At 71.6% G+C, this 21087-nt stretch carries 21 protein-coding genes; 10 read left to right on the top strand and 11 right to left on the bottom strand.

The window, feature by feature from the left end; genetic code table 11:
* Positions 1–27: 27 nt before the first annotated feature.
* Both AB0N17_RS23745 and AB0N17_RS23740 read left to right on the top strand, forming a co-directional pair.
* Positions 28–687 carry a response regulator transcription factor gene (locus AB0N17_RS23745; protein WP_366013442.1) on the top strand — a complete coding sequence of 220 codons (660 nt, stop codon included), beginning with the start codon at positions 28–30 and terminating at the stop codon, positions 685–687.
* Between the two features lie 65 nt (positions 688–752).
* Positions 753–2207, top strand: a complete 1455-nt coding sequence (locus AB0N17_RS23740; protein WP_366013441.1) for a penicillin-binding transpeptidase domain-containing protein — start codon at positions 753–755, stop codon at positions 2205–2207.
* Positions 2208–2229: 22 nt separating this feature from the next.
* Here AB0N17_RS23740 and AB0N17_RS23735 read toward each other — a convergent pair whose 3' ends face one another.
* The 3 genes from AB0N17_RS23735 to AB0N17_RS23725 form a co-directional block, all read right to left on the bottom strand.
* The gene (locus tag AB0N17_RS23735) at positions 2230–3681 is read right to left on the bottom strand and encodes an NCS2 family permease (RefSeq protein ID WP_366013440.1); all 1452 of its coding nucleotides are present in this window, start codon (positions 3679–3681) and stop codon (positions 2230–2232) included.
* 139 nt (positions 3682–3820) lie between these two features.
* Positions 3821–4651 carry a DMT family transporter gene (locus AB0N17_RS23730; RefSeq protein ID WP_366013439.1) on the bottom strand — a complete coding sequence of 277 codons (831 nt, stop codon included), beginning with the start codon at positions 4649–4651 and terminating at the stop codon, positions 3821–3823.
* A 124-nt stretch (positions 4652–4775) separates the two neighbouring features.
* On the bottom strand, positions 4776–5573 hold the full coding sequence (locus tag AB0N17_RS23725; protein ID WP_366013438.1) for an HAD family acid phosphatase: 798 nt from the start codon (positions 5571–5573) through the stop codon (positions 4776–4778).
* A gap of 443 nt (positions 5574–6016) precedes the next feature.
* On the opposite strand from AB0N17_RS23725, the gene AB0N17_RS23720 reads away from it, so the two are divergent.
* Both AB0N17_RS23720 and AB0N17_RS23715 read left to right on the top strand, forming a co-directional pair.
* Positions 6017–6424, top strand: a complete 408-nt coding sequence (locus tag AB0N17_RS23720) for a hypothetical protein (protein ID WP_366013437.1) — start codon at positions 6017–6019, stop codon at positions 6422–6424.
* A gap of 86 nt (positions 6425–6510) precedes the next feature.
* Positions 6511–7044, top strand: coding sequence for a hypothetical protein (locus AB0N17_RS23715; RefSeq protein ID WP_366013436.1), 534 nt, complete (start codon positions 6511–6513; stop codon positions 7042–7044).
* A gap of 37 nt (positions 7045–7081) precedes the next feature.
* On the opposite strand, the gene araD is transcribed toward AB0N17_RS23715, so the two are convergent.
* The 8 genes from araD to AB0N17_RS23675 all read right to left on the bottom strand — a co-directional run bounded on the left by araD (position 7082) and on the right by AB0N17_RS23675 (position 14659).
* A complete protein-coding gene (araD, locus tag AB0N17_RS23710) occupies positions 7082–8803 on the bottom strand; it encodes an L-arabinonate dehydratase (RefSeq protein WP_366013435.1) in 1722 nt (573 codons plus the stop codon).
* Positions 8791–9702, bottom strand: a complete 912-nt coding sequence (locus AB0N17_RS23705; RefSeq protein WP_366013434.1) for a dihydrodipicolinate synthase family protein — start codon at positions 9700–9702, stop codon at positions 8791–8793. Before AB0N17_RS23705 ends, araD begins: the two co-directional genes overlap by 13 nt.
* Entirely contained in the window at positions 9699–10355 is a 657-nt protein-coding gene (locus tag AB0N17_RS23700) for a GntR family transcriptional regulator (RefSeq protein ID WP_366013433.1), read from the bottom strand. The genes AB0N17_RS23705 and AB0N17_RS23700 overlap by 4 nt, the downstream gene beginning before the upstream one ends.
* 210 nt (positions 10356–10565) lie before the next feature.
* A complete protein-coding gene (locus AB0N17_RS23695; RefSeq protein ID WP_366013432.1) occupies positions 10566–11318 on the bottom strand; it encodes an MBL fold metallo-hydrolase in 753 nt (250 codons plus the stop codon).
* A gap of 114 nt (positions 11319–11432) precedes the next feature.
* Positions 11433–11810 (bottom strand): hypothetical protein, encoded by a 378-nt coding sequence (locus AB0N17_RS23690; protein WP_366013431.1) that lies wholly within the window; start codon positions 11808–11810, stop codon positions 11433–11435.
* Positions 11811–11877: 67 nt separating this feature from the next.
* Positions 11878–12468, bottom strand: coding sequence for a TIGR03086 family metal-binding protein (locus AB0N17_RS23685; protein ID WP_366013430.1), 591 nt, complete (start codon positions 12466–12468; stop codon positions 11878–11880).
* Between the two features lie 89 nt (positions 12469–12557).
* Positions 12558–13721, bottom strand: coding sequence for a hypothetical protein (locus tag AB0N17_RS23680; protein WP_366013429.1), 1164 nt, complete (start codon positions 13719–13721; stop codon positions 12558–12560).
* Positions 13718–14659, bottom strand: a complete 942-nt coding sequence (locus tag AB0N17_RS23675) for a 5-dehydro-4-deoxyglucarate dehydratase (RefSeq protein ID WP_366013428.1) — start codon at positions 14657–14659, stop codon at positions 13718–13720. Before AB0N17_RS23675 ends, AB0N17_RS23680 begins: the two co-directional genes overlap by 4 nt.
* A 231-nt stretch (positions 14660–14890) precedes the next feature.
* Between AB0N17_RS23675 and AB0N17_RS23670 the strand changes: the two genes are divergently transcribed.
* From AB0N17_RS23670 to AB0N17_RS23645, 6 genes are all read left to right on the top strand, one after another.
* The gene (locus AB0N17_RS23670; RefSeq protein WP_366013427.1) at positions 14891–15700 is read left to right on the top strand and encodes an NAD(P)-dependent oxidoreductase; all 810 of its coding nucleotides are present in this window, start codon (positions 14891–14893) and stop codon (positions 15698–15700) included.
* Between the two features lie 276 nt (positions 15701–15976).
* Positions 15977–16747: a DeoR/GlpR family DNA-binding transcription regulator gene (locus tag AB0N17_RS23665; RefSeq protein WP_366013426.1), complete on the top strand. Its 771-nt coding sequence runs from the start codon at positions 15977–15979 to the stop codon at positions 16745–16747.
* A gap of 77 nt (positions 16748–16824) precedes the next feature.
* Entirely contained in the window at positions 16825–18195 is a 1371-nt protein-coding gene (locus tag AB0N17_RS23660) for a sugar ABC transporter substrate-binding protein (protein ID WP_366013425.1), read from the top strand.
* The gene (locus tag AB0N17_RS23655) at positions 18192–19127 is read left to right on the top strand and encodes a sugar ABC transporter permease (protein WP_366013424.1); all 936 of its coding nucleotides are present in this window, start codon (positions 18192–18194) and stop codon (positions 19125–19127) included. The genes AB0N17_RS23660 and AB0N17_RS23655 overlap by 4 nt, the downstream gene beginning before the upstream one ends.
* Complete coding sequence (locus AB0N17_RS23650; protein WP_366013423.1) at positions 19124–19951, top strand: carbohydrate ABC transporter permease; 828 nt, start codon at positions 19124–19126, stop codon at positions 19949–19951. The genes AB0N17_RS23655 and AB0N17_RS23650 overlap by 4 nt, the downstream gene beginning before the upstream one ends.
* Complete coding sequence (locus AB0N17_RS23645) at positions 19948–20937, top strand: zinc-dependent alcohol dehydrogenase family protein (protein WP_366013422.1); 990 nt, start codon at positions 19948–19950, stop codon at positions 20935–20937. The genes AB0N17_RS23650 and AB0N17_RS23645 overlap by 4 nt, the downstream gene beginning before the upstream one ends.
* Positions 20938–21087: the final 150 nt, after the last annotated feature.

Here is a 21087-nt window from a genome sequence, read left to right as displayed (position 1 = left end):
CACCGCCCGCAGAGCCGAGGAACCCGCATGTCCCACCCCGCACCGATCCGGATCGTCCTCGCCGACGACGAGCGTATGGTCCGCACCGCCCTGCGCGCCATCCTCTCCGCCGAGCCCGGGCTGGAGGTGGTCGGCGAGGCGGCGACCGGCGCCGAGGCGGTGTCCGTGGTCCGTGAACTGCGACCCGACGTCGTCCTCATGGACGTCCGCATGCCCGAGGTCGACGGCATCCGGGCCACCGAGCAGATCCTCGCCCACGCGCAGCGGCCGCCACGGGTGGTCGTCGTGACCACCTTCGAGAACGACTCCTACGTGTACGACGCCCTGCGCGCCGGGGCCGCCGGCTTCCTGCTCAAGCGGTCCGACGCGGACACCCTCGTACAGGCGGTGCGGCTGGTCGCGCGCACCGACAGCCTGCTGTTCCCGTCGGCCGTACGGGCCCTCGCGGCCCGGCACGCCCGCGCCGCACCGTCCGCGCCCTGGGTGAGCAGGCTCACGGGGCGCGAACGCGACGTGCTGCGGCACATGGCCGCCGGACTGACCAACGCGGAGATCGCCCGGCGCCTGGACGTGGGCCCCGCCACCGTGAAGTCGCACGTCGCGGCCGTCCTCGCCAAGACCGGCGCGCGGGACCGCACCCAGGCGGTGATCGCCGCGTACGAGGCCGGGTTCCTGAGCGCGGGATGAACGCCCGATGAGAAATCAGGGCGTACGGGAACGATCCTCCCCCGTTCGCTCGTCTTCCGAGCGGGATGAACAAGACGATCAGGCGGGCGTCCGTCTTCGCGCTGCTGCTCGTGCTCGCTCTGCTGGTCAGGGCGACCTGGGTGCAGTACTACGACGGCAAGGCCCTCGCGGACGACAACGACAACCGGCGGAACGTGATCGAGACGTACTCACGCCCGCTCGGGAACATCATCGTGGCCGGGAACGCGATCACCGGCTCCGCCCGGACGAAAGGCAGCGATCTCGCCTACAAGCGCACGTACAAGAACGGCAAGCTGTACGCGGCGGTGACGGGCTACGCCTCGCAGGCCTACGCCCCGACCCAGCTGGAGGGCATCTACCAGGACCTGCTGAACGGCACGGACAACCGCCTGAAGACGGTGATGGACACCGTCACCGGCGAGCGTGCCGAACCGGGGAACGTGCTCACCACCATCGACCCGGACGTGCAGAAGGCGGCGTACGACGCGCTCGGTGGCAACAAGGGCGCGGCCGTCGCGATCGACCCGAAGACCGGCAGGATCCTCGCGGTGGTGTCGACGCCCTCGTACGACCCCGCCTCGCTCACCGACGCGAACACGGCCGGCGGCGCCTGGAAGCAGCTCAACGCGGACAAGGACAAGCCGCTCACCAACCGCGCGCTGCGCCAGCCGCTGCCGCCGGGCTCGACGTTCAAGCTGGTCGTGGCGGCGGCCGCGCTGGAGGACGGGCTGTACAAGGACGTGGACGAGCACACCGACAGCCCGGACCCCTACACCCCGCCGGGCACGTCGCACGTGCTGGAGAACGAGAACAAGTCCGCGCCGTGCAGGAACGCCTCGATCCGGGTCGCCCTGCAGTACTCCTGCAACAACGTCTTCGGCCACATGGCCGTCCAGCTCGGCCAGGACAAGGTGCGGGCCATGGCCGAGAAGTTCGGGTTCGACGACGACGAGCAGGACGTGCCCGTCCGGTCCTACGCCAGCGTGTACCCCTCCCACATGGACGAGGCGCAGACCGCGCTGTCCGGCATCGGCCAGTTCGACGTCACCGCGACCCCGCTGCAGATGGCCATGGTGTCGGCGACCATCGCCAACGGCGGCAAGCTGGTCTCGCCGCACATGGTGTCGCAGATCACCGACAGTGGCGGTGACACGTTGCGGGACTACGACTCCGACGCCGGGACCAAGGAGATCATCAGCTCCGCCACCGCCGGGCAGCTCCGGTCGGCGATGGAGACGGTGGTGAAGCAGGGTACGGGCACCAACGCGCTGATCGACGGCGTGACCGTCGGCGGCAAGACCGGTACCGCCCAGCACGGCGAGAACAACAGCAAGACGCCGTACGCCTGGTTCACGTCGTACGGGAAGTCCGACAGCAGCGGCAAGGAGGTCGCGGTCGCCGTGATGGTGGAGCAGTCGGACGCGGCGCGCTCCGAGGTCAGCGGCAACGGGCTGGCGGCACCGGTGGCCAAGGCGATGATGAAGGCGGCGCTGAAGTGACGCGGCCCGCCTCAGGCGTCCCTCACTTGGCCCCGAGGATCTGCTCCACCGGGTCGATCGCGAAGTACACCAGGAACAGCGCCGACACCCCCCACAGCAGCCAGTTGACCTCCTTCGCCTTGCCCAGCACCGTCTTGATGACGACGTAGGACAGGAACCCGGCGCCGATCCCGTCGGTGATGGAGTAGGTGAACGGCATCGCGGCGATGGTGAGGAACGCCGGTACGGCGATGTCGTAGCGGTCCCACTCGATGTGCTTGACCTGGGTCATCATCAGGAAGCCCACCGCGATCAGCGCCGGTGCCGCCGCCTGCAGCGGGACGATGGTGAGCAGCGGGGTCAGGAAGAGGGCGAGGCCGAACAGGCCGCCGGTGATCAGGTTGGCGAAGCCGGTGCGGGCGCCCTCGCCCACCCCGGCCGCCGACTCGATGTAGGCGGTGTTGGACGAGGCGGAGCCGATACCGCCCGCGACGGCGGCGGCTCCGTCGATGAACAGGACGCGGCCGATGCCCGGCACCCGCCCCTGTTCGTCCAGCAGCCCGGCCTCGGCGCTGATGCCGACGATCGTGCCCATGGCGTCGAAGAAGTCCGACAGGATGAGGGTGAAGACCAGCAGGACGGCGGTGACGGCACCGGCCTTGGCGAAGCCGCCGAACAGGCTGAAGTGACCGATCAGCCCGAAGTCCGGGGTGGCGACGATCGTGTCGGGGACCTTGGGCGTGGTCAGGCCCCAGCTCTTGATGTCGGCGACGGAGTCGATGACGATCGCGACGAGGGTCATCGTCACGATGCTGAGGAGGATCGCGCCCTTCACCTTCCGGGCCAGCAGCGCGACGGTGAGCAGCACACCGAGACAGAAGACGAGCACGGGCCAGCCGGTGAGCCGGCCGACGGCGCCGAGCTGGACCGGCACGGTGGTGCCGGCGGCGTCCGGGATCCGGCTGACGAACCCGGCGTCCACGAACCCGATGAAGGCGATGAACAGGCCGATGCCGACGCCGATGGCCTGCTTCAGCTGGTGCGGGATCGCGTTCATGATCGCCTGACGGAGTCCGGTGAGCACCAGGAGGCAGATCACGAGGCCTTCGAGGACGACCAGGCCCATCGCGTCGGACCAGCTCATCAGCGGGGCGAGCTGGAAGGCGACGACGGCGTTGAGGCCGAGGCCGGCGGCGATCGCGAGCGGGAGGTTGCCGCCGACGCCCATGACGACGGTCATCACGCAGGCCACCAGCGCGGTGGCGGTGACGAGTTGGCCGGTGTCGAGGGAGTGGCCGAACTTGTCCTTGGCGCTGCCCAGGATGATCGGATTCAGGACAAGGATGTAGGCCATGGTGAAGAACGTGGCGAAGCCGCCGCGTATCTCCCGGCCGAACGTCGATCCGCGTTCGGAGATCCTGAAGTACCGGTCGAGGCGGTTGCGGGCAGGTGGCGCGGCGTACGGCCGCTCGTCCACCGTCTGCGTCTCGGGCATGGTCCAACTCCTCAGAGCCTGTCGGGGGTGTGCGGATGTTGGCCGGAATGCTGCTCTGTTAAACCCGACTTCAGGTTTTCACCGTGTTACGGATCCGAGTTCGGCGGGACATACAGCGTCCGGCCCCCGCACAACCGGCTCACCCCAGGCTGAGCAGCACGACCGCGACGGCCGCACCCGCGAGCCCGGCCGCCTGGGTCCGGGTCACCTTCTCCCGCAGGGCGACGAGCCCGAGGACGGTGGGGACGGCCGGGTACAGGGAGGCCAGGACGACGGCGACGGCCAGGAGCTGCCGCCGGGTGGCCCACAGATAGAGGATGAGACCGAGCGCCGCGCCCGCCCCGGTCAGGGCCGCCAGAGCGAGCCGCCCGGCGGGCTGCCGCAGGTCGGCCCGGTACCGCCGGGCGCTCGGCAGCAGCAGGAGGACGGCGGCGACGCGCCCCGCCACCACGGGCCACAGCCCGCTCGCCGGTCCGGCCTGGGCGAGTCCGAGGTACTGCACGGCCACTCCGACGCTGGCCGTCAGCCCGTCGGCCGGCAGCCGCCCCGTGGGAGCCGTGCCACCACCCCCGGCGACCATCCACAGCGCGGGCACGGTGACGCAGATGCCGAACCAGGCCAGGAGGGTGGGCCGGTCGCCCAGGAACAGCACCCCGCACACCACGGACAGCGCCACTCCGGTGACGGCACTCACCGGCACGACGACGCTCATCGCGCCACGGCTCAGACCGCGGTTGAGGAAGTGCATCGCGACGGCGCTGCCGGCACCGGAGAGCGCGCCCCACAGCAGGTCGGCGGCCCGCACCGACTGCGCGGGCACCAGCAGCGCGACCGCCACCGCGCAGAACAGCCCGCCCAGCTGCCCGAGAAGGGTGACCACGGCGAAGTGCACCCGGCGGGAGAGCAGCCCGCCGGCGAAGTCGACGAGGCCGTAGCAGGCGGCGGAGGCCAACGCGAGGACAACACCCATCCGCTCCAGGTGCCCCGCTGCGGGCCCCCGTCACGGCGCGGTGCCGCCGGTGACGGGGGCCGGGCACGAGCGGCTGCTCAGGACCTACGGCCGAACGTCGGGGACGTCGGAGACGTCGGAGACGTCAGGAGACGAAGTAGGTCGGGTTCGGCAGCTTGTACGTGCGGTCGGCGTGACCGCCGTCGAGGTCCGAGTACTGGTCGCCGAAGTTGGCGATGATCTCGTAACCGAGGTCGTCCTCGATGTGCTGCCGCGTTCCGGCCTTGTACTGCACGGTCGTGCAGTTCCAGGTGCCCGGCGTGGCGCAGTCGCCCAGGTAGGCCGGCGGGTTGGCCTTGTCCTTGAGGAACATGTGGCCGGCGTCGAGGTTCACGTCGGCGCCGACCTTCTTCAGGTTGGCGACGGCGGCGGCGCGCTGCGCCTCGGTCAGGCCGGAGTTGTAGAAGACCTCGACGCCGCGGGACTCGGCGTACCGGACCAGCTCGGGGCTGCCGAAGACGGCCGGGCGGTCGGCGCGGTTCACGTAGTCGTTCCACGTGGTGGAGTTGTACGTGTAGTTGTAGCGCTTCTCGTAGTCGAGGCTGAGCAGCAGCGTGTCGTCGATGTCGAAGACGACGGCCGGCTTCTCGCCGTGACGGTGCGCCTTGCGGGCCGCCTTGTCGATGTAACGCTTGGCGTCGGCGTCGATGCCCGCCAGGTCCTCGGCGTACGGGCTGTCCGGGGACGCCTGGTAGACGCCGTTGCCGTCGGCGGCGGTGCCGTAGTAGGTGTCGATGTCCTTCACCAACTGCCCGATGTTGTAGGGCTCGTGGGTGGAGTTCGCCGTCGACTGACCGGCGGTGGCCGCGCCCGCGCCGTACAGCGCGGCACCGGCGACGACACAGGCGGCGCCGGCGGCGGCCGCTCTGAGGGACTTCCGCATGGGTTCTCCGGATCTGGTGATTGAGTGTGATGTACCAGGTCACGCCCTGTCTACGCGCATAACACCCCACTCTGCGAGGGCTGTTACCCGATCGATACGCACGAATCGCGCCGGGTTCCATCAGGGCGCCATGGATCTGAGCCAAGACGCTGACCACCCTCATCGAGCCCCTGTATGGCCTGGGTGAGCCCTGGGGTCACGACGAGCGGCGGCGTGGTTTACGTTCTCGGCATCAAGAACGGCCATATCGGCCAGTTCCATCCCGGATCTCTCCCCAGCGCACGGTCTCCGTCGACGAGCAAGAACTCGTGGCGGCCCTCCGGTACGGACTTCTTCACCACAATGAAGAACCTCCTCCCAGAGAACGCTGCGGGATATGACGACGCTTTGGTACGGCTCACACAGTGAAAACTTTCCATCACAGAGTCTGGAACGTGAGAGATGTGACGCAGGAGGTCGGCGACGACGCTGATTACCTAGACTTTCTGTCGCAACAGGTGGGGCTGGGTGAATGGGCCGCCTTCGCACGCGTTTTCCTGCCTCGCTTCGTGGAGGTGGAGGACTGCGTCCTGTGGGACCGCGTCTACGAACCCGGCAACTTCCGGACGTGGCACGATCGGTTGCAGGGCGACGCCACCTCGATCGAGGCCACGCTGAACCAGTTCCGTCTGGCGCTCCACATCGACATCCCCGAGGACCCTGACTCCGAGGCCGCCGCCCATGCCCTGGCCGAGGAGATCGCACTGTCCTGGCGCAGGTGCCTGCACGACGCTTTCCCGGACCGCTCGTTCGAAGTGGCCGCGAGCAGGACGGAGGACGGGCCGGTCGTCAGCTTTGTGACAGTCCGTTGAGGAGGATGGCATCCTCGGATCTTCTTGGTCGAGCTGCCGGATCCGGGGCTCGTCACGGTGACCGTCGAGCGGGGAGGAGCAGGGGCGTGAGGTTCGTCGACGTCCACTGGCAGGAGCACGGATTCTTCCTCGACCCACGCGGCTATCTGGCCGAGCTTCCCCGCCTGCGTGGTCTTCTTCCGCCGGGTGCCTGGGCCTTCGTCTCCGAGCCGGGGCACTACGACATCCCCGGTGCCGTCCGGTGCGTGAAGGACCTGGAGCTGGCCGGGATCCGTCCGGCGGCCGACAAGAGCGGGCGGCTGGTCCTGGAGTTCGCGCCGAACCGGTTCAAGCACGACGAGGGGCTGCGCATCAGCTACTCGGGGGTGCGGCACTTCTCCATCGACCATCACCACGCGCTCGACTGGCTGCGCGTCGACACCGTGCTGCTCGACGAGATCCTCCCGGACGAGGGCGGCAGCGAGGGTGCCGGGTGCGTGCACGAGATCGCGCTCACCGACGCCTCGATCACCGTCCGCTGCCAGGATCTACGGGCGGAGTGGGTGGAATGGACGGACCCCGGCGAGGCCGGGTCCGCCGTGGCCCGGCCGATGACGAAGTCGACGTCCCCCGCGACGTAGCACTCCCGGAAGCGCTCCCCCTCTCTCGATGCGCGGGTCAGCCGGCGTACGGGTCCGGCACCGTGCCCGGCCGGGCCAGGAACTCGAAGTCGCAGCCGGTGTCGGCCTGCGTGATCTGCTCGTTGTAGAGGGCGCCGTAGCCGCGCTCGTACCGGGCGGGCGGCGGGGTCCACGCGGCCCTGCGGCGCTCCAGCTCGGCGTCGTCCACGTGGAGACGCAGGGTGCGGGCCTCGACGTCCAGGGTGATGAGGTCCCCGCCGCGGACCAGGGCCAGCGGGCCGCCGACGTACGACTCGGGTGCCACGTGCAGCACGCAGGCGCCGTAACTGGTGCCGCTCATCCGGGCGTCGGAGATCCGGACCATGTCCCGCACGCCCTGCTTGAGCAGGTGGCTCGGGAGGGGCAGCATGCCGTACTCGGGCATGCCGGGGCCGCCCTTGGGCCCGGTGTTGCGCAGCACCAGCACGCTGTCCGCGGTGATGCCGAGCGACGGGTCGTCGATGGTGCGCTGCATGGTCCGGTAGTCGTCGAAGACGACCGCGGGCCCGGTGTGCCGGAGCAGCCGGGGTTCGGCGGCGATGTGCTTGATGACGGCGCCGTCGGGACACAGGTTGCCGCGCAGGACGGCGACCCCGCCCTCGCGCGCGACCGGGTTGCCGCGGGGCCGGATGACGTCGTCGTCGTGCACCCGGGCGCCGTCGATCTGCTCGCGCAGGGTGTCGTGCGACACCGTCGGCCGGTCCAGGTGGAGCAGGTCCGGGATGCGGGAGAGGAAGCCGGGCAGGCCGCCCGCGAAGTGGAAGTCCTCCATCAGGTACCGCTGTCCGCCGGGGCGCACGTCGGCGAGGACGGGCACGGTGCGGGCGATGCGGTCGAAGTCGTCCAGGGTGAGCCGCACCCCGGCGCGGCCCGCCATGGCGATCAGATGGATCACGGCGTTGGTGGAGCCGCCGAGCCCGAGGACGGTGGTGACGGCGTCCTCGAAGGCGTCCCGGGTGAGGATGTGCGACAGCCTCCGGTCCTCGCGCACCAGCTCCACGGCCGTCATCCCGGCCCTGGCGGCCATCCGGTCGTGCCCGGAGTCGACGGCCGGGATGCTCGACGCGCCCGGCACGGTCACCCCGAGGGCCTCGGCGGCGGCGGTCAGTGTGGACGCCGTGCCCATGGTCATGCAGTGCCCCGGGGAGCGCGCGAGCCCGCTCTCCAGCTCGCCCATCTCACAGTCGCCGATCAGACCCGCGCGCCGGTCGTCCCAGTACTTCCACATGTCCGTACCGGATCCCAGCACCTCGCCTCGCCAGTGTCCGGGCAGCATGGGCCCGGCCGGCACGAAGACCGCGGGCAGGTCGACGCTGGCCGCGCCCATCAGCAGCGCGGGCGTCGACTTGTCACAGCCGCCCATCAGCACGGCCCCGTCGACCGGATAGGAGCGCAGCAGCTCCTCGGTCTCCATCGCCAGCAGATTGCGGTAGAGCATCGGCGTCGGCTTCTGGAAGGTCTCGCTCAGTGTCGAGACCGGGAACTCGAGCGGAAACCCGCCGGACTGCCACACCCCCCGCTTCACGGCCTGTGCGCGCTCCCGCAGGTGCACATGGCAGGGGTTGATGTCCGACCAGGTGTTGAGGATCGCGATGACCGGCTTGCCGAGATGCTCCTCGGGCAGGTACCCGAGCTGCCGGGTCCGGGCCCGGTGGCTGAACGACCGCAGGCCGTCGGTCCGGTACCACTGATCGCTTCTCAGTTTCCTCACACGGACCACCCGGCGGCGATGGCGGCGACCTCGGCCCGCTCGTCCTCGGGCAGGGGCCTGCTGGGCGGGCGGACGTCCCTGCGGCACAGGCCGAGCGCGGCGAGGGCCTCCTTGACGACGGTGACGTTGTTGGCGGAGCCGTGCGCGGCGCGCAGCTCCTCGAAGCGGCGGATCCGTTCCCAGACCTTCATGGCGGCCGGGTGGTCACCGGATCGAAGGGCTTCGATCATGCTCAGGGAGACGGCCGGGGCGACGTTCACGAGTCCCGAGGTGAACCCGGTGGCGCCCGCGGAGAAGTAGGAGGGCGCGTACGGCTCGGCGAGACCGGCGACCCAGACGAAACGGTCCAGGCCGGCGTCACGGGCGAAGGCGGCGAAGCGGGCCGCGTCGGGTACGGCGTACTTGACGCCGATGACGTTCGGGCAGTGGCCGGCGAGTTCGGCGAGGCGCGCGCCGGGCAAGCGGTCGTCGCGGAGGTACGGCACCACGCCCAGCTCGGGTACGGCCTCGGCGATGGCGCGGTGGTAGTCGACCCAGCCGGCCGCCGAGACGTACGGGTGCACGGGCTGGTGGACCATGACCATCCGGGCGCCGAGTTCGCGGGCGTGCCGCGCGGAGGCGACGGCGGTGGGCAGGTCGTGGCCGACGCCCACCAGGATCACGGCGCGGTCGCCGGCCTCGTCGACCGTCAGCTCGGTGACGAGGCGGCGCTCCTCGGGGGTGAGGGCGTAGAACTCGCCGGTGTTGCCGTTGGGTGTGAGGGTGCGGATCCCGCCGTCGAGCAGGCGGCGCAGCAGGGCCCGGTGGGTGTCCTGCGCGACGGAGCCGTCCTGGGCGAAGGGGGTCACCGTGATGGCCACCACGTCGGCCAGGGCCGCCCGTTGGGTCTCGAACGTCGGGCTGCTCACTCCTGGCCTTCCTCTGCCCGGGCTTCGGGGTACGCGCGCTCGACGAAGGACGCGATGTGGGCGTGCAGGGCACGGGCGGCACCGTCGGCGTCGCCCTCCAGGGCGAGCCGGAGGATCTCGCGGTGTTCGCCGGCCTCACGCTCCCAGGACGCGGACGCGGCCCACGCGACGGCGGAGACCAGGGCGGCCTGGTCACGGACCTCGTCGAGCATCCGGCCGAGCAGCGGATTGCCGCAGGGCAGATAGAGGGCGCGGTGGAACTCCCGGTTGGCGAGGGAGCGTTCGGCGGTGTCGGTGGCGTCGTCGGCGCGGGCCAGCGCGGAGCGGGCGGCCTCCAGGGAGGCACCTGAGCGCACCGTCCGGCGCAGGGCCTCCGGCTCCAGCAGCAGGCGCACGTCGTAGACCTCGCGCGCCATGTCCGCGTCCACCATGCGCACCGTGACGCCCTTGTACTGGTTCAGCACGACCAGCCCGGTCCCGGCGAGGGTCTTCAGCGCCTCGCGCACCGGAGTCTTGGACACCCCGAACTGCGCGGCCAGCTCCGTCTCGACCAGGGCCTGGCCGGGCGTCAGCTGCCCCGTCAGGATGCGGTGTCTGATCGCGTCCAGCACGACGTGCGTGCGGGACGGGATCGGGGTGGGCACAGAGGTCATGCGGCCCTCTCGGATCTCACGTATCGCGTCTCATATATGACGTACGAAGTACGACGCGTCGAAGGTAGGAGGGGCCCCGGGTTTCGTCAATGCCTTTGACAAAGAAGGCGGATGGCTGAAGAAGCCGGATGGCAGAAGAAGCCGGATGGCAGAAGAAGCCGGATGGCAGAAGAAGCCGGATGGCTCCGGCGAAGAAGGCGGGCGGCGTGCTCAGACGGTGTGGATGTGCCCCTCCACGGCGGCGTACGTGGGCCGGCCCGCGACCCCGGCCGCCCGCGCGGTGGCCGTCTCACGGCTGAGCGTGGGGCCGGCGTGGGTGACGAGCAGCTCCCGCACATGGGCGGCACGGGCGACGCGGCCGGCGTCCTCCGGTGTCAGATGGACCTGTTCGCCGTCGTGAGGGACGTCGATGCCGGCCTCGCACAGGAACAGGTCCGCGCGGGTGGCGAGTTCGCCGAGGGCGGGGCAGGGCCCGCTGTCCCCCGAGTACGCGAGCACGCTTCCCTGGCACTCTGCGCGCAGACCGTAGGCCTCGGTGTCGTGGGCGACGGCACGGGCGGTCAGGCGGAGGTTCCAGTGCCGGACGTCGTGCCCGTCGTACAGGTCACGGAAGTCGAGGACGCCCTTGAGGAAGCCGACGTCGGGGCGCCCGAAGAAGCCGGCCAGCCGGCGGGCGCAGTCCCGCGGGGCGTACACCGGGACCGGCGCGGGCGGGGTCATCCCGCCGAAGGCGAACGCGTAGGCGGCGGCCAGCAGATCGGCGCTGTGGTCGGCGTGCAGGTGCGAGATCCAGATCGCGGTGAGCCGCGCCGGATCCGTGTGCCGCTGCAACGCGGCGAACGTGCCGGGCCCCGCGTCCACCCACACCTCGGCTCCCCCGCCGCAGAGCAGATACCCCGAGCAGGGCCGGTCGGGACCGGGGTGCGGGGAGGCGGTGCCGAGGACGGTGATCGTGAGAGGCATGGGGGGAGAGTACGACGGCGGGGCGGCCGTTCCGGCCCACTCGGGTGACCTTGACCGGCACCGTCCGGAAACGCCCGGCACCGTCCGGAAAGCGCCCGGCGCCGCCGCGGCCCGCTACGGCGCGGGCAGCGTGAACACCAGGAACAGCACGCTCAGGGGCGGCAGCAGGGCGAGCGCCGCCGTCCAGCCGCGCAAGCCCGACCAGCGGCGCTTCCAGGGCAGCAGCCATGCCGTGAGCAGGGCCGCGAGGGCGAGCGGGCCGCCGTAGGAGAGCAGGCCGTAGATCCAGGTCAGCGCGGTGTTCAGCGCGTCCGAACAGTCGTCGGGGCCGCAGCTGTCCGTCGCCATCGCGGACAGCCCGCCGAACAGGGCGGCGGCCGGCCCGCACACGAGCATCAGGGCCGTCGCGACCGCCGGCGCCACCCAGGCCCGGGGATCCCGCTCGTCCCGGTCGGCCGGTCCGGGGAGCGTCGCGATGTGCTGTGTGGTCATACGAGCAGTGAAGCGGCGTGCGGGGGGCGGGCACACCGGTCCGCGTACTCATCCCGGACGGGTCGGGCTACTCAGTCACCGGCCGCCATCCCGGGTCCCGGCCGCTCAGTCCCAGCGCGCGGTCCAGCCGGGACGCGGTCAGGGGGACCGGGACCACCGGGCCGAACAGGCCGCCCCCGCGGTCGGGGTCGTCGGCGGCGGCCTCGAGGAAGACGAACGCCGAGTCCAGGGCGGCCGGATCGGGGTCGTAGTCCAGGCCGGCCGCGCGGGCCAGGTCCCAGCCGTGGACCACCAGTTCGTCGGCGACGACGGCGCCCGCGACCGCACCCGGCAGGTCCACCCCGCCGGCGCGGGTGTTCCCGGTCCAGGCGGCCGGGTCGCGCCAGGCGTCGGCCAGCTCGTCCAGCGCCTTGGGCAGTTCCTCGCGCCAGCCGGGGCCGATGTCCGGTACGGCGGTGGCCGGGCTGGTGTCGGTCGTCGCGCCGAGGTCCTTGCGGGCCGCGTCGCGGAAGGCCACGGACAGCGTCAGCAGATGGCCCAGGAGGTTGCGCACCGCGAGGTCGGGGCAGGGTGTCGGGCCCGTGAGCCGCTCGTCGGGGACCGCCTCGGCGAGCCGCGCCAGGATGCGGGTCTGGGGGCCCAGGTCGACCATGGTCATGCCGTGCTCCTTCGGGGTCGTGCCACCCGTACGGAATGCTGACCGTCCCGCTTGCGGAAACTCATCGGTCGAACTCCCGGCGCCCGCGCTCAGCGCGCGGACAGTGCCTCGCGTACCGTCGTGAGGTCGTCGTCGGACGCCAGCCCCGCGTGGTAGAGCCGCAGTTCGGTGGCGCCCTCCGCCCGGGCGCGGGCCGCGTCCGCCGCGAGGGTGCCGGGGCTGCCGCCCATCCCGGTGACGACCGTGAAGTTGGCGGCCAGGACCGTCCGCCCGCCCGCGTGCCCGGCGAAGGGCGCCAGCGGGGCCGTGCCGCCCGTGCAGGGCACCACCACGCCGTCGGCGACGGACAGGATGCGGGCGGGGTCGACGCCCGCGTTGGCGCCGCAGTGGTAGGAGACGGGGACGGCGTGCAGCAGGACCTGGAAGCCCGCCGGGGCCGCTGCCCGTACGGCGGCGACGGCCTCCTCCTGGAGGGTGCGGGCGCTCTCGTCGCGCCACGCGCGCGTGCGGGCCGCCGCCTCCTCCCCCAGCAGCTTCTCCACCGTCGGCCATCCCTCGTCCTGCGCCGTACCCCGCCACAGGGGCTCCAGCGCGGAGCGCACGGAGGCCGTCAGCGCGTCGGCGTCCAGGCCCTGTTCGCCGTAGCCGGTCCGGCAGGACGGGCAGAAGCACAGCGACATCAGGTACTGCCCGGCCTCCCCGAGGCCGACGCCGGAGATCTTGTCGTGGGCGTGCAGGTGCTGCAGCCCGTACCAGCCGAGGGACTCCAGCTCGGTGCCCCGCGCGCCGGGGCGTACGGCGGCCTCGGCGGCCAGGTCGACGAGGTACGCGCGCGTGGCGGGCTGGGCGATGCAGGGCGCCCACGGGTAGCGGTCGCCGTAGGCGTTGACGACCGAGGTGTCCGGGTGCTCGGCGCCCAGCCGGGAGTTGTGGGCGAGGACGACCCAGGTGTGCACCTCCAGACCGGCCGCCGAGAGCGCCCGCGCGGCCTCGCCGTAGGCGTCGCCGGGGGCCCAGCGGCCGGCGGGGTAGGGGCGCAGGCCGCGGCCCGCCCAGCGGCCGTCCGGCGGGTAGAGGACGGCCGCGTACTCGGCGGTGACGACGCGCCGGCGGGGGTGGCGGGGGGTCAGGGCGCGGGTGGAGTGGTAGGCGGCGGCGAGCGTCACCTGCTCGACGCCGAGTCCCGCGATGCGTGCGGGGGCCCCGGGATCGCCGTTGACGTCCCACGGGTAGACGAACGCCGAGGCCTTCACGCGTCCTCCTCCAGCAGCGCGTAGCCGCGCTCGATCAGGTGGGCGAGCTGTTTCACGTGCTCCTCCGCCGGCTCCTGCAGCGGGGGCCGGACCTCGCCGACGTCCAGGCCGCGCAGCCGTACCCCGGCCTTGACCAGCGAGACGGCGTAGCCCTGGCCCTGGGCGCGCAGTTCGACGAACGGCCGGTAGAAGCCGTCCAGGAGGCGCCGCACGGTGGCCCGGTCGTCCTCCTCCAGGGCGCGGTGGTGGGCGAGGGCGATCTCCGGGGCGAAGCAGAAGACGGCCGAGGAGTACAGGGTGATGCCGAGGGCGCGGTAGGCGAGCTGGGTCTGTTCGGCGGTGGGCAGGCCGTTGAAGTAGAGGAAGTCGCCGGGGGCCTCGGTGCGGACGGCGCTGACGATCCGCTGCATGAGGCCGAGATCGCCGAGGCCGTCCTTGAGGCCGATGACGCCGTCGGTGCGGGCGAGTTCCACGACCGTCCGCGGGGTGAAGACCGCGTTGTCGCGCTGGTAGACGATCACCGGCAGCGCGGTGGCCGCGGCGATCTCGCGGTAGTGCCGCAGCAGGCCCTCCTGGCCGGCGAGCACGAGGTAGGGGGGCATGGCGAGGAGGCCGTCGGCGCCCGCCGCCTCGGCCAGGCGCGCGTAGCGGACGGCGAGCGCGGTGCCGTAGCCGGCGCCCGCGACGACCGGGACGCGGCCCTCGGCCGCCTCCACGGCCACCCGGACGCAGGCCTCGAACTCCTCCGGCAGCAGCGCGTGGAACTCTCCGGTGCCGCAGCAGGCGAACACGGCGGCGGCCCCGGCCGCGACGCCCCGGCGCACATGGGTGCGGCAGGCGTCGAGGTCGAGCGAGCCGTCGGGGCCGTAGGCCGTGACGGGGAAGAACAGCGGACCGCGCGGATCGCTGAGCCGGTCGGTGAGAGGGGCTGGCGTCACGGGCGCTCCCTTGCGGCACGCGGGTGCATGTTTCTGATCGACGTCACGCTTCTGATCTACGTCTACATTCCTGAACGCGGCCACGCTACGGGGCCTTCTTACGGCAGGTCAAGCAGGCAAACTCGCTCCAACGTGCGCGAATTCACCGAGCCCGCGCGCCACTTGACGGTGCGCGGCGAGACTCTCTAGCGTGTCCATGTATGTGAATGTCGGCCACAAGGAGAACTGAGGATGCCCGCTCCCCGCACCGTTCTGCTCACCGGCGCCGCCGGTGGACTCGGCACCCTGATGCGGTCCCTGCTGCCGGCGTACGGCTACACGCTGCGCCTGTTCGACGTGCGCCCCGTCGAGGGCGAGCCGGACGCGATCACCGCGGACCTCGGGGACCCGCGGGCGGTGCGCGAGGCGGTGCGCGGCGTGGACGCGGTCCTCCACCTCGCGGGCATCTCCCTGGAGGCGCCCTTCGAGAAGATCCTGAAGGCGAACATCGAGGGCACCTACCACCTGTACGAGGCCGCCCGCCAGGAGGGCGTGCCCCGGATCGTCTTCGCCTCCTCCAACCACGCCGTCGGCTTCACCCCGGCCCCGCGCCCGGGCGAGGCACTGATCCCCCTCGACACCCCGCGCCGCCCGGACACCTTCTACGGCCTGTCCAAGTCCTTCGGCGAGGACCTGGCCCAGCTGTACTGGGACAGGCACGGCCTGGAGACCGTGTCGGTGCGCATCGGCTCCTGCTTCCCGGAGCCGACCAGCGTGCGCATGCTCTCGGTGTGGATGAGCCCGGCCGACGGCGCCCGCCTCTTCCACGCGGCCCTGACCGCCGAGAAGGTGGGCCACACGGTCGTCTACGGCTCCTCCGCGAACACCCGGCTGTGGTGGGACCTGACCTCCGCGCGGGCGCTCGGCTACGCACCCCAGGACGACTCCGAGCCGTACGCCGCGAAGCTGATCGCCGAGCAGGGCGAGCTGGACCCCGAGGACCCGGCCCAGAGCCACCTGGGCGGGCACTTCGTGAACGACCCGCCGATCTGGCCGTACTGATCGCTCCCGAGGACCCCGGGCGGCGGAAAACGATCGCCCACGCGCGCGGGCGGGCACCGAACGGGCCCGCCCGCCGCCGTATCCGGGCACCGAGGCCGCCCGCTCCCACCCCACCGGCCACGGCCCCGCAGGTCCGTGCGCGGGCGCACCGCTCGGCGAACGGGCACACACGGGCAGTATCGGGCCCGCAACAGGCCTGGTCAGCGCCGTGCACCCGCTGTAGAAATTCCCCCATGAGGCCCGAACGGGCAGTTCCGCGGGGAAGTGGGTGACGGCATGAGCACGAGGACGGCGGAGGAACGCCAGCGCGAGATCGTGCGGGCCGCGCGCGCCACCGGCGCGGTCGACGTCACCGCGCTCGCCGCCGAGCTGGGCGTGGCCAGGGAGACCGTCCGGCGCGACCTGCGCGTCCTGGAGGACCACGGGCTGGTCCGCCGGACGCACGGCGGCGCCTATCCGGTGGAGAGCGCCGGCTTCGAGACGACGCTCGCCTTCCGCGCCACCAGCCATGTGCCGGAGAAGCGCCGGATCGCGGCCGCCGCGGCCGAGCTGCTCGCGGACGCGGAGACGGTCTTCGTGGACGAGGGCTTCACCCCGCAGCTGATCGCCGAGTCCCTGCCCGCGGACCGGCCGCTGACCGTGGTCACCGCCTCCCTCCCGGTCGCGGGCGCCCTCGCCGAGGCCGAGCACGTCTCGGTGCTGCTGCTCGGCGGCCGGGTCCGGGCCGGCACCCTCGCCACCGTCGACCACTGGACGACGAAGATGCTCGCCGGCTTCGTCGTCGACCTCGCCTACATCGGCGCCAACGGCATCTCCCGCGAGCACGGACTGACCACGCCCGACCCCGCGGTCGGCGAGGTCAAGGCGCAGGCCATCAGGGCCGCGCGCCGGACCGTCTTCGCGGGCGTGCACACCAAGTTCGGCGCGGTCAGCTTCTGCCGGTTCGCCGAGGTCGGCGCGCTGGAGGCGATCGTGACGAGCACCCAGCTCCCGGCCGCCGAGGCCCACCGCTACTCCCTGCTGGGACCCCAGGTCATCCGGGTCTGATCCGCCGGCCCACCCGCCCCACCGGGAACCCCGGCCCATAAATGTCCACTATGCATATATAAGTCCAGGAGCGATCCATGCGAACCCAGAGCCGACGGAGGCCGCGAGCCACGCTCGCCACGGCCGCCGCAGGGACGCTGCTCGCCCCGCTGCTCTCCGGCTGCTGGGTCGGAGCGGGCGGGACCGGTTCCGGCGGCGACTCCATCAACGTCCTGATGGTCAACAACCCGCAGATGACCGAGCTGCAGAAGCTGACCGCCGCCCACTTCACCAAGGAGACCGGCATCAAGGTCAACTTCACGGTCCTGCCCGAGAACGACGTCCGCGACAAGATCAGCCAGGACTTCGCCAACCAGGCCGGGCAGTACGACGTGGCCACCCTCTCCAACTACGAGATACCGATGTACGCCCGCAACGGCTGGCTGCACGAGATGAACTCGTACGTCGCCGAGGACCCCGGGTACGACGAACAGGACGTCCTGGCACCCATGCGCCAGTCCCTGACCGCCGCCGACGGAAAGCTCTACGGGCAGCCCTTCTACGGCGAGTCGTCCTTCCTGATGTACCGCAAGGACGTGTTCGCGGCGAAGGGCCTGACCATGCCGGCGCATCCGACGTGGACGCAGGTCGCCGACCTCGCCGCGAAGGCGGACGGCGCACGGCCCGGGATGAAGGGCATCTGCCTGCGCGGCCTGCCCGGCTGGGGCGAGATGATGGCGCCGCTGACCACGGTGGTGAACACCTTCGGCGGCACCTGGTTCGACAAGAACTGGAACGCCCACCTCGATTCCCCCGCGTTCGAGAAGGCGACGAAGTTCTACGTCGACCTGGTCCGCGGCCACGGCGAGTCCGGCGCCGCCCAGTCCGGCTTCGCCGAGTGCCTCAACGACATGACCCAGGGCAAGGTCGCCATGTGGTACGACGCCACGAGCGCCGCGGGGCTGCTGGAGGCGGCGGACTCGCCGGTCAGGGGCAAGCTCGGCTACGTCCCCGCCCCCGTCGAGAAGACCCCCTCCTCCGGCTGGCTCTACACCTGGGCCTGGGGCATCCAGCAGGCCTCCCGCAACCCGGACAAGGCCTGGAAGTTCGTGTCCTGGGCGTCCGGCAAGGAGTACGAGCGGCTGGTCGGCGAGACCAGCGGCTGGTCGGACGTCCCGGCGGGCAAGCGGGCGTCGACGTACACGAACGCCGACTACCGCAAGACGGCCGGCGCCTTCCAGGAGATGACCCGGCAGGCCATCGAGAGCACCCGCCCGAACGACCCCGGCGTCCAGCCGCGCCCCGCGCCCGGCATCCAGTTCGTCGGCATCCCCGAGTTCACCGACCTCGGCACCAAGGTCTCCCAGGAGATCAGTTCGGCCGTCGCCGGACGCCAGTCCGTCGACTCGGCCCTGCGGAAGTCCCAGCAGCTCGCCGAGCGGATCTCGAAGGAGTACCAGGGACGATGACCGCGACGACAGCCCCGTTGACCGCGACACCGGCACGCGCCACCCGGCCGCCCTCCGCCCGGCTGCGCGCCTGGGCCACCCGGGCCCCCCTCCTGCCCGCCCTCGTCTTCATGATCGTCGTGACCCAGCTGCCGTTCGTGGCCACGCTGGTGATCTCCTTCTTCAACTGGAACGCCCTGTATCCGAAGGCCCGCCGCTTCACCGGCCTCGACAACTACCGCCAGGTCCTGACCGATCCGGACCTGCGCCACTCGGTGTGGACGACCGTGCTGCTCACGGTGACGGTGGTGCTGGTCAGCCTGGTCCTGGGCCTGGCGCTGGCACTGCTGCTGAACCGCAGGTTCCGCGGCCGTGGCGTCGTCCGCACCCTGCTGATCGCCCCGTTCCTGGTGGTCCCGGTGGCCGCGGCCCTGCTCTGGAAGCACGTCCTGTTCAACCCCGAGTACGGCCTGCTCAACGGCCTGCTGCACGCCGTCGGCGGCCCCCAGCCCGACTGGATCTCGAACACCCCGCTGCTCGCGGTCGAGGCCTCCCTGGTGTGGCAGTGGACGCCGTTCATGATGCTGATCCTGCTCGCCGGGCTGCAGAGCCGTGACCCCGAGCAGATCGAGGCCGCGCGGGTCGACGGCGCGGGCGGCTGGCAGATCTTCCGCCATCTGACACTCCCGCACCTGCGCCGCTACCTCGAACTCGGCGCCCTGCTGGGCTCGGTCTACATCGTCCAGAACTTCGACGCGGTCTTCACGATCACCTCCGGCGGCCTCGGCACCGCCAACCTGCCCTACACCGTCTACCAGAGCTTCTACCAGGCCCACGAGAACGGCCTCGCCTCGGCCGCCGGCGTCCTGGTCGTCATCGGCTCGATCGTCATCGCGACCTTCGCCCTGCGCGTGGTGTCGTCCCTGTTCCGCGAGGAGGTGTCCCGCGCATGAACGCCGTACTGCGCCGCAACGGGCTCGGCCTGGTGGCCTGGCTGGCCGGCATCGTCTTCTTCCTGCCCGTCGCCTGGATGGCGCTGACGTCCTTCCACTCCGAGGCGGACGCGGCGACCAACCCGCCGTCCTTCGCCGCGTCGCTGACCCTCGACGGCTACCGCGAGTTCTTCGGGGCGGGCGGCGGCGCGAGTCCCTGGCCCGCGCTCGTCAACTCGGCCGTGGCGTCGCTGGTGTCGACGGTCCTCGGCCTGCTCCTCGCCCTGCCGGCGGCGTACGCGCTGTCGATCCGGCGGGTGCGGAAGTGGACGGACGTGCTGTTCTTCTTCCTGTCCACGAAGATGCTGCCGGTGGTGGCCGGACTGCTGCCGATCTACCTGTTCGCGAAGAACACCGGGACGCTCGACGACATCTGGCTCCTGGTCGTCCTCTACACCTCCATGAACCTGCCGATCGCGGTGTGGATGATGCAGTCGTTCCTCGCCGAGGTCCCGGTGGCGGTGATCGAGGCGGCGCAGATCGACGGCGCCCGGCTGCCGACCGTCCTCGCGCGCGTGGTCGCCCCCATCGCCCTGCCCGGCATCGCCGCCACCGCCCTGATCTGCTTCATCTTCAGCTGGAACGAGCTGCTGTTCGCCCGGGTGCTCACGGGCGTGGTCGCCGAGACCGCCCCCGTCTTCCTGACCGGCTTCATCACCAGCCAGGGCCTGTTCCTGGCGAAGGTGTGCGCCGCGTCGCTCGTCATCTCCCTGCCGGTGCTCGCGGCGGGGTTCGCCGCCCAGGACAAACTCGTCCAGGGCCTGTCGTTGGGAGCCGTGAAATGAAGGCCGCCGTCATCGAGTCCGTGGGCCGCGCCCTCGTCACCGAGGTCCCCGACCCGACGCCGGGACCGCGCGAGGTCGTCGTCGAGGTCGCCGCGTGCGGCCTGTGCGGCACCGACCTGCACATCCTCCAGGGCGAGTTCGCGCCGAAGCTGCCGATCGTCCCCGGGCACGAGTTCGCGGGCGAGGTGGTCGGGGTCGGCGGCCAGGTCACCGAGGTCGCGGTCGGCGACCGGGTGGCCGTGGACCCCTCCCTGTACTGCTACGAGTGCCGCTACTGCCGCACCGGCCACAACAACCTGTGCGAGCGGTGGGCGGCGATCGGTGTGACGACGGCGGGCGGGGCGGCGCAGTACGCCGTCGCACCCGTGGCGAACTGCGTGAAGCTGCCCGAGCACGTCCGCACCGAGGACGCGGCCCTGGTGGAGCCCCTGTCGTGCGCGGTGCGCGGCTACGACGTCCTGCAGTCTCGCCTCGGCGCGCACGTGCTGATCTACGGCTCCGGGACCATGGGCCTGATGATGCTGGAACTGGCCAAGCGGACCGGCGCGGCGAGCGTGGACGTGGTGGACCTCAACCCGGCCCGCCTGGAGACGGCCCGCCGGCTGGGCGTCTCGGCGTCCGCCGCGAGCCCCGACGAGCTGGACCGGCCGCAGGGCTGGGACCTGGTCGTGGACGCGACCGGCAACGCGGCGGCGATCCAGGACGGCCTGGACCGGGTGGCGAAGGCGGGCACGTTCCTGCAGTTCGGGGTGGCCGACTACGCGACCCGGGTGACGATCGACCCGTACCGGATCTACAACCAGGAGATCACCATCACCGGCTCCATGGCGGTGCTGCACAGCTTCGAGCGGGCGGCCGAGCTGTTCGCGAACGGGGTGCTGGACCCGGAGGTGTTCATCAGCGACCGGATCCCGCTCGCGCGGTACCCGCAGGCGCTGGAGCAGTTCGCGTCCGGGGTGGGACGGAAGATCGTGGTGGTGCCGTAGGCCGTACGGCCGGGCCGTGCGGCCGGGCCGGGTGCTTGGGCCGGGTGCTTGGGCCGGGTGCTTGGGCCCTGCGCTTGGGCCCTGTGCTTGGGCCCTGCGCTTGGGCCCTGTGCTTGGGCCGTTCGAAGGGTTTCGGCTGGTAAGGGAACG

It is taken from the genome of Streptomyces sp. NPDC051133 (genome assembly GCF_040682635.1).
Classification (GTDB): Bacteria; Actinomycetota; Actinomycetes; order Streptomycetales; family Streptomycetaceae; genus Streptomyces.
Note: the sequence above shows the minus strand (reverse complement) of the source record. Positions and strands in the feature narration are given on the sequence as shown.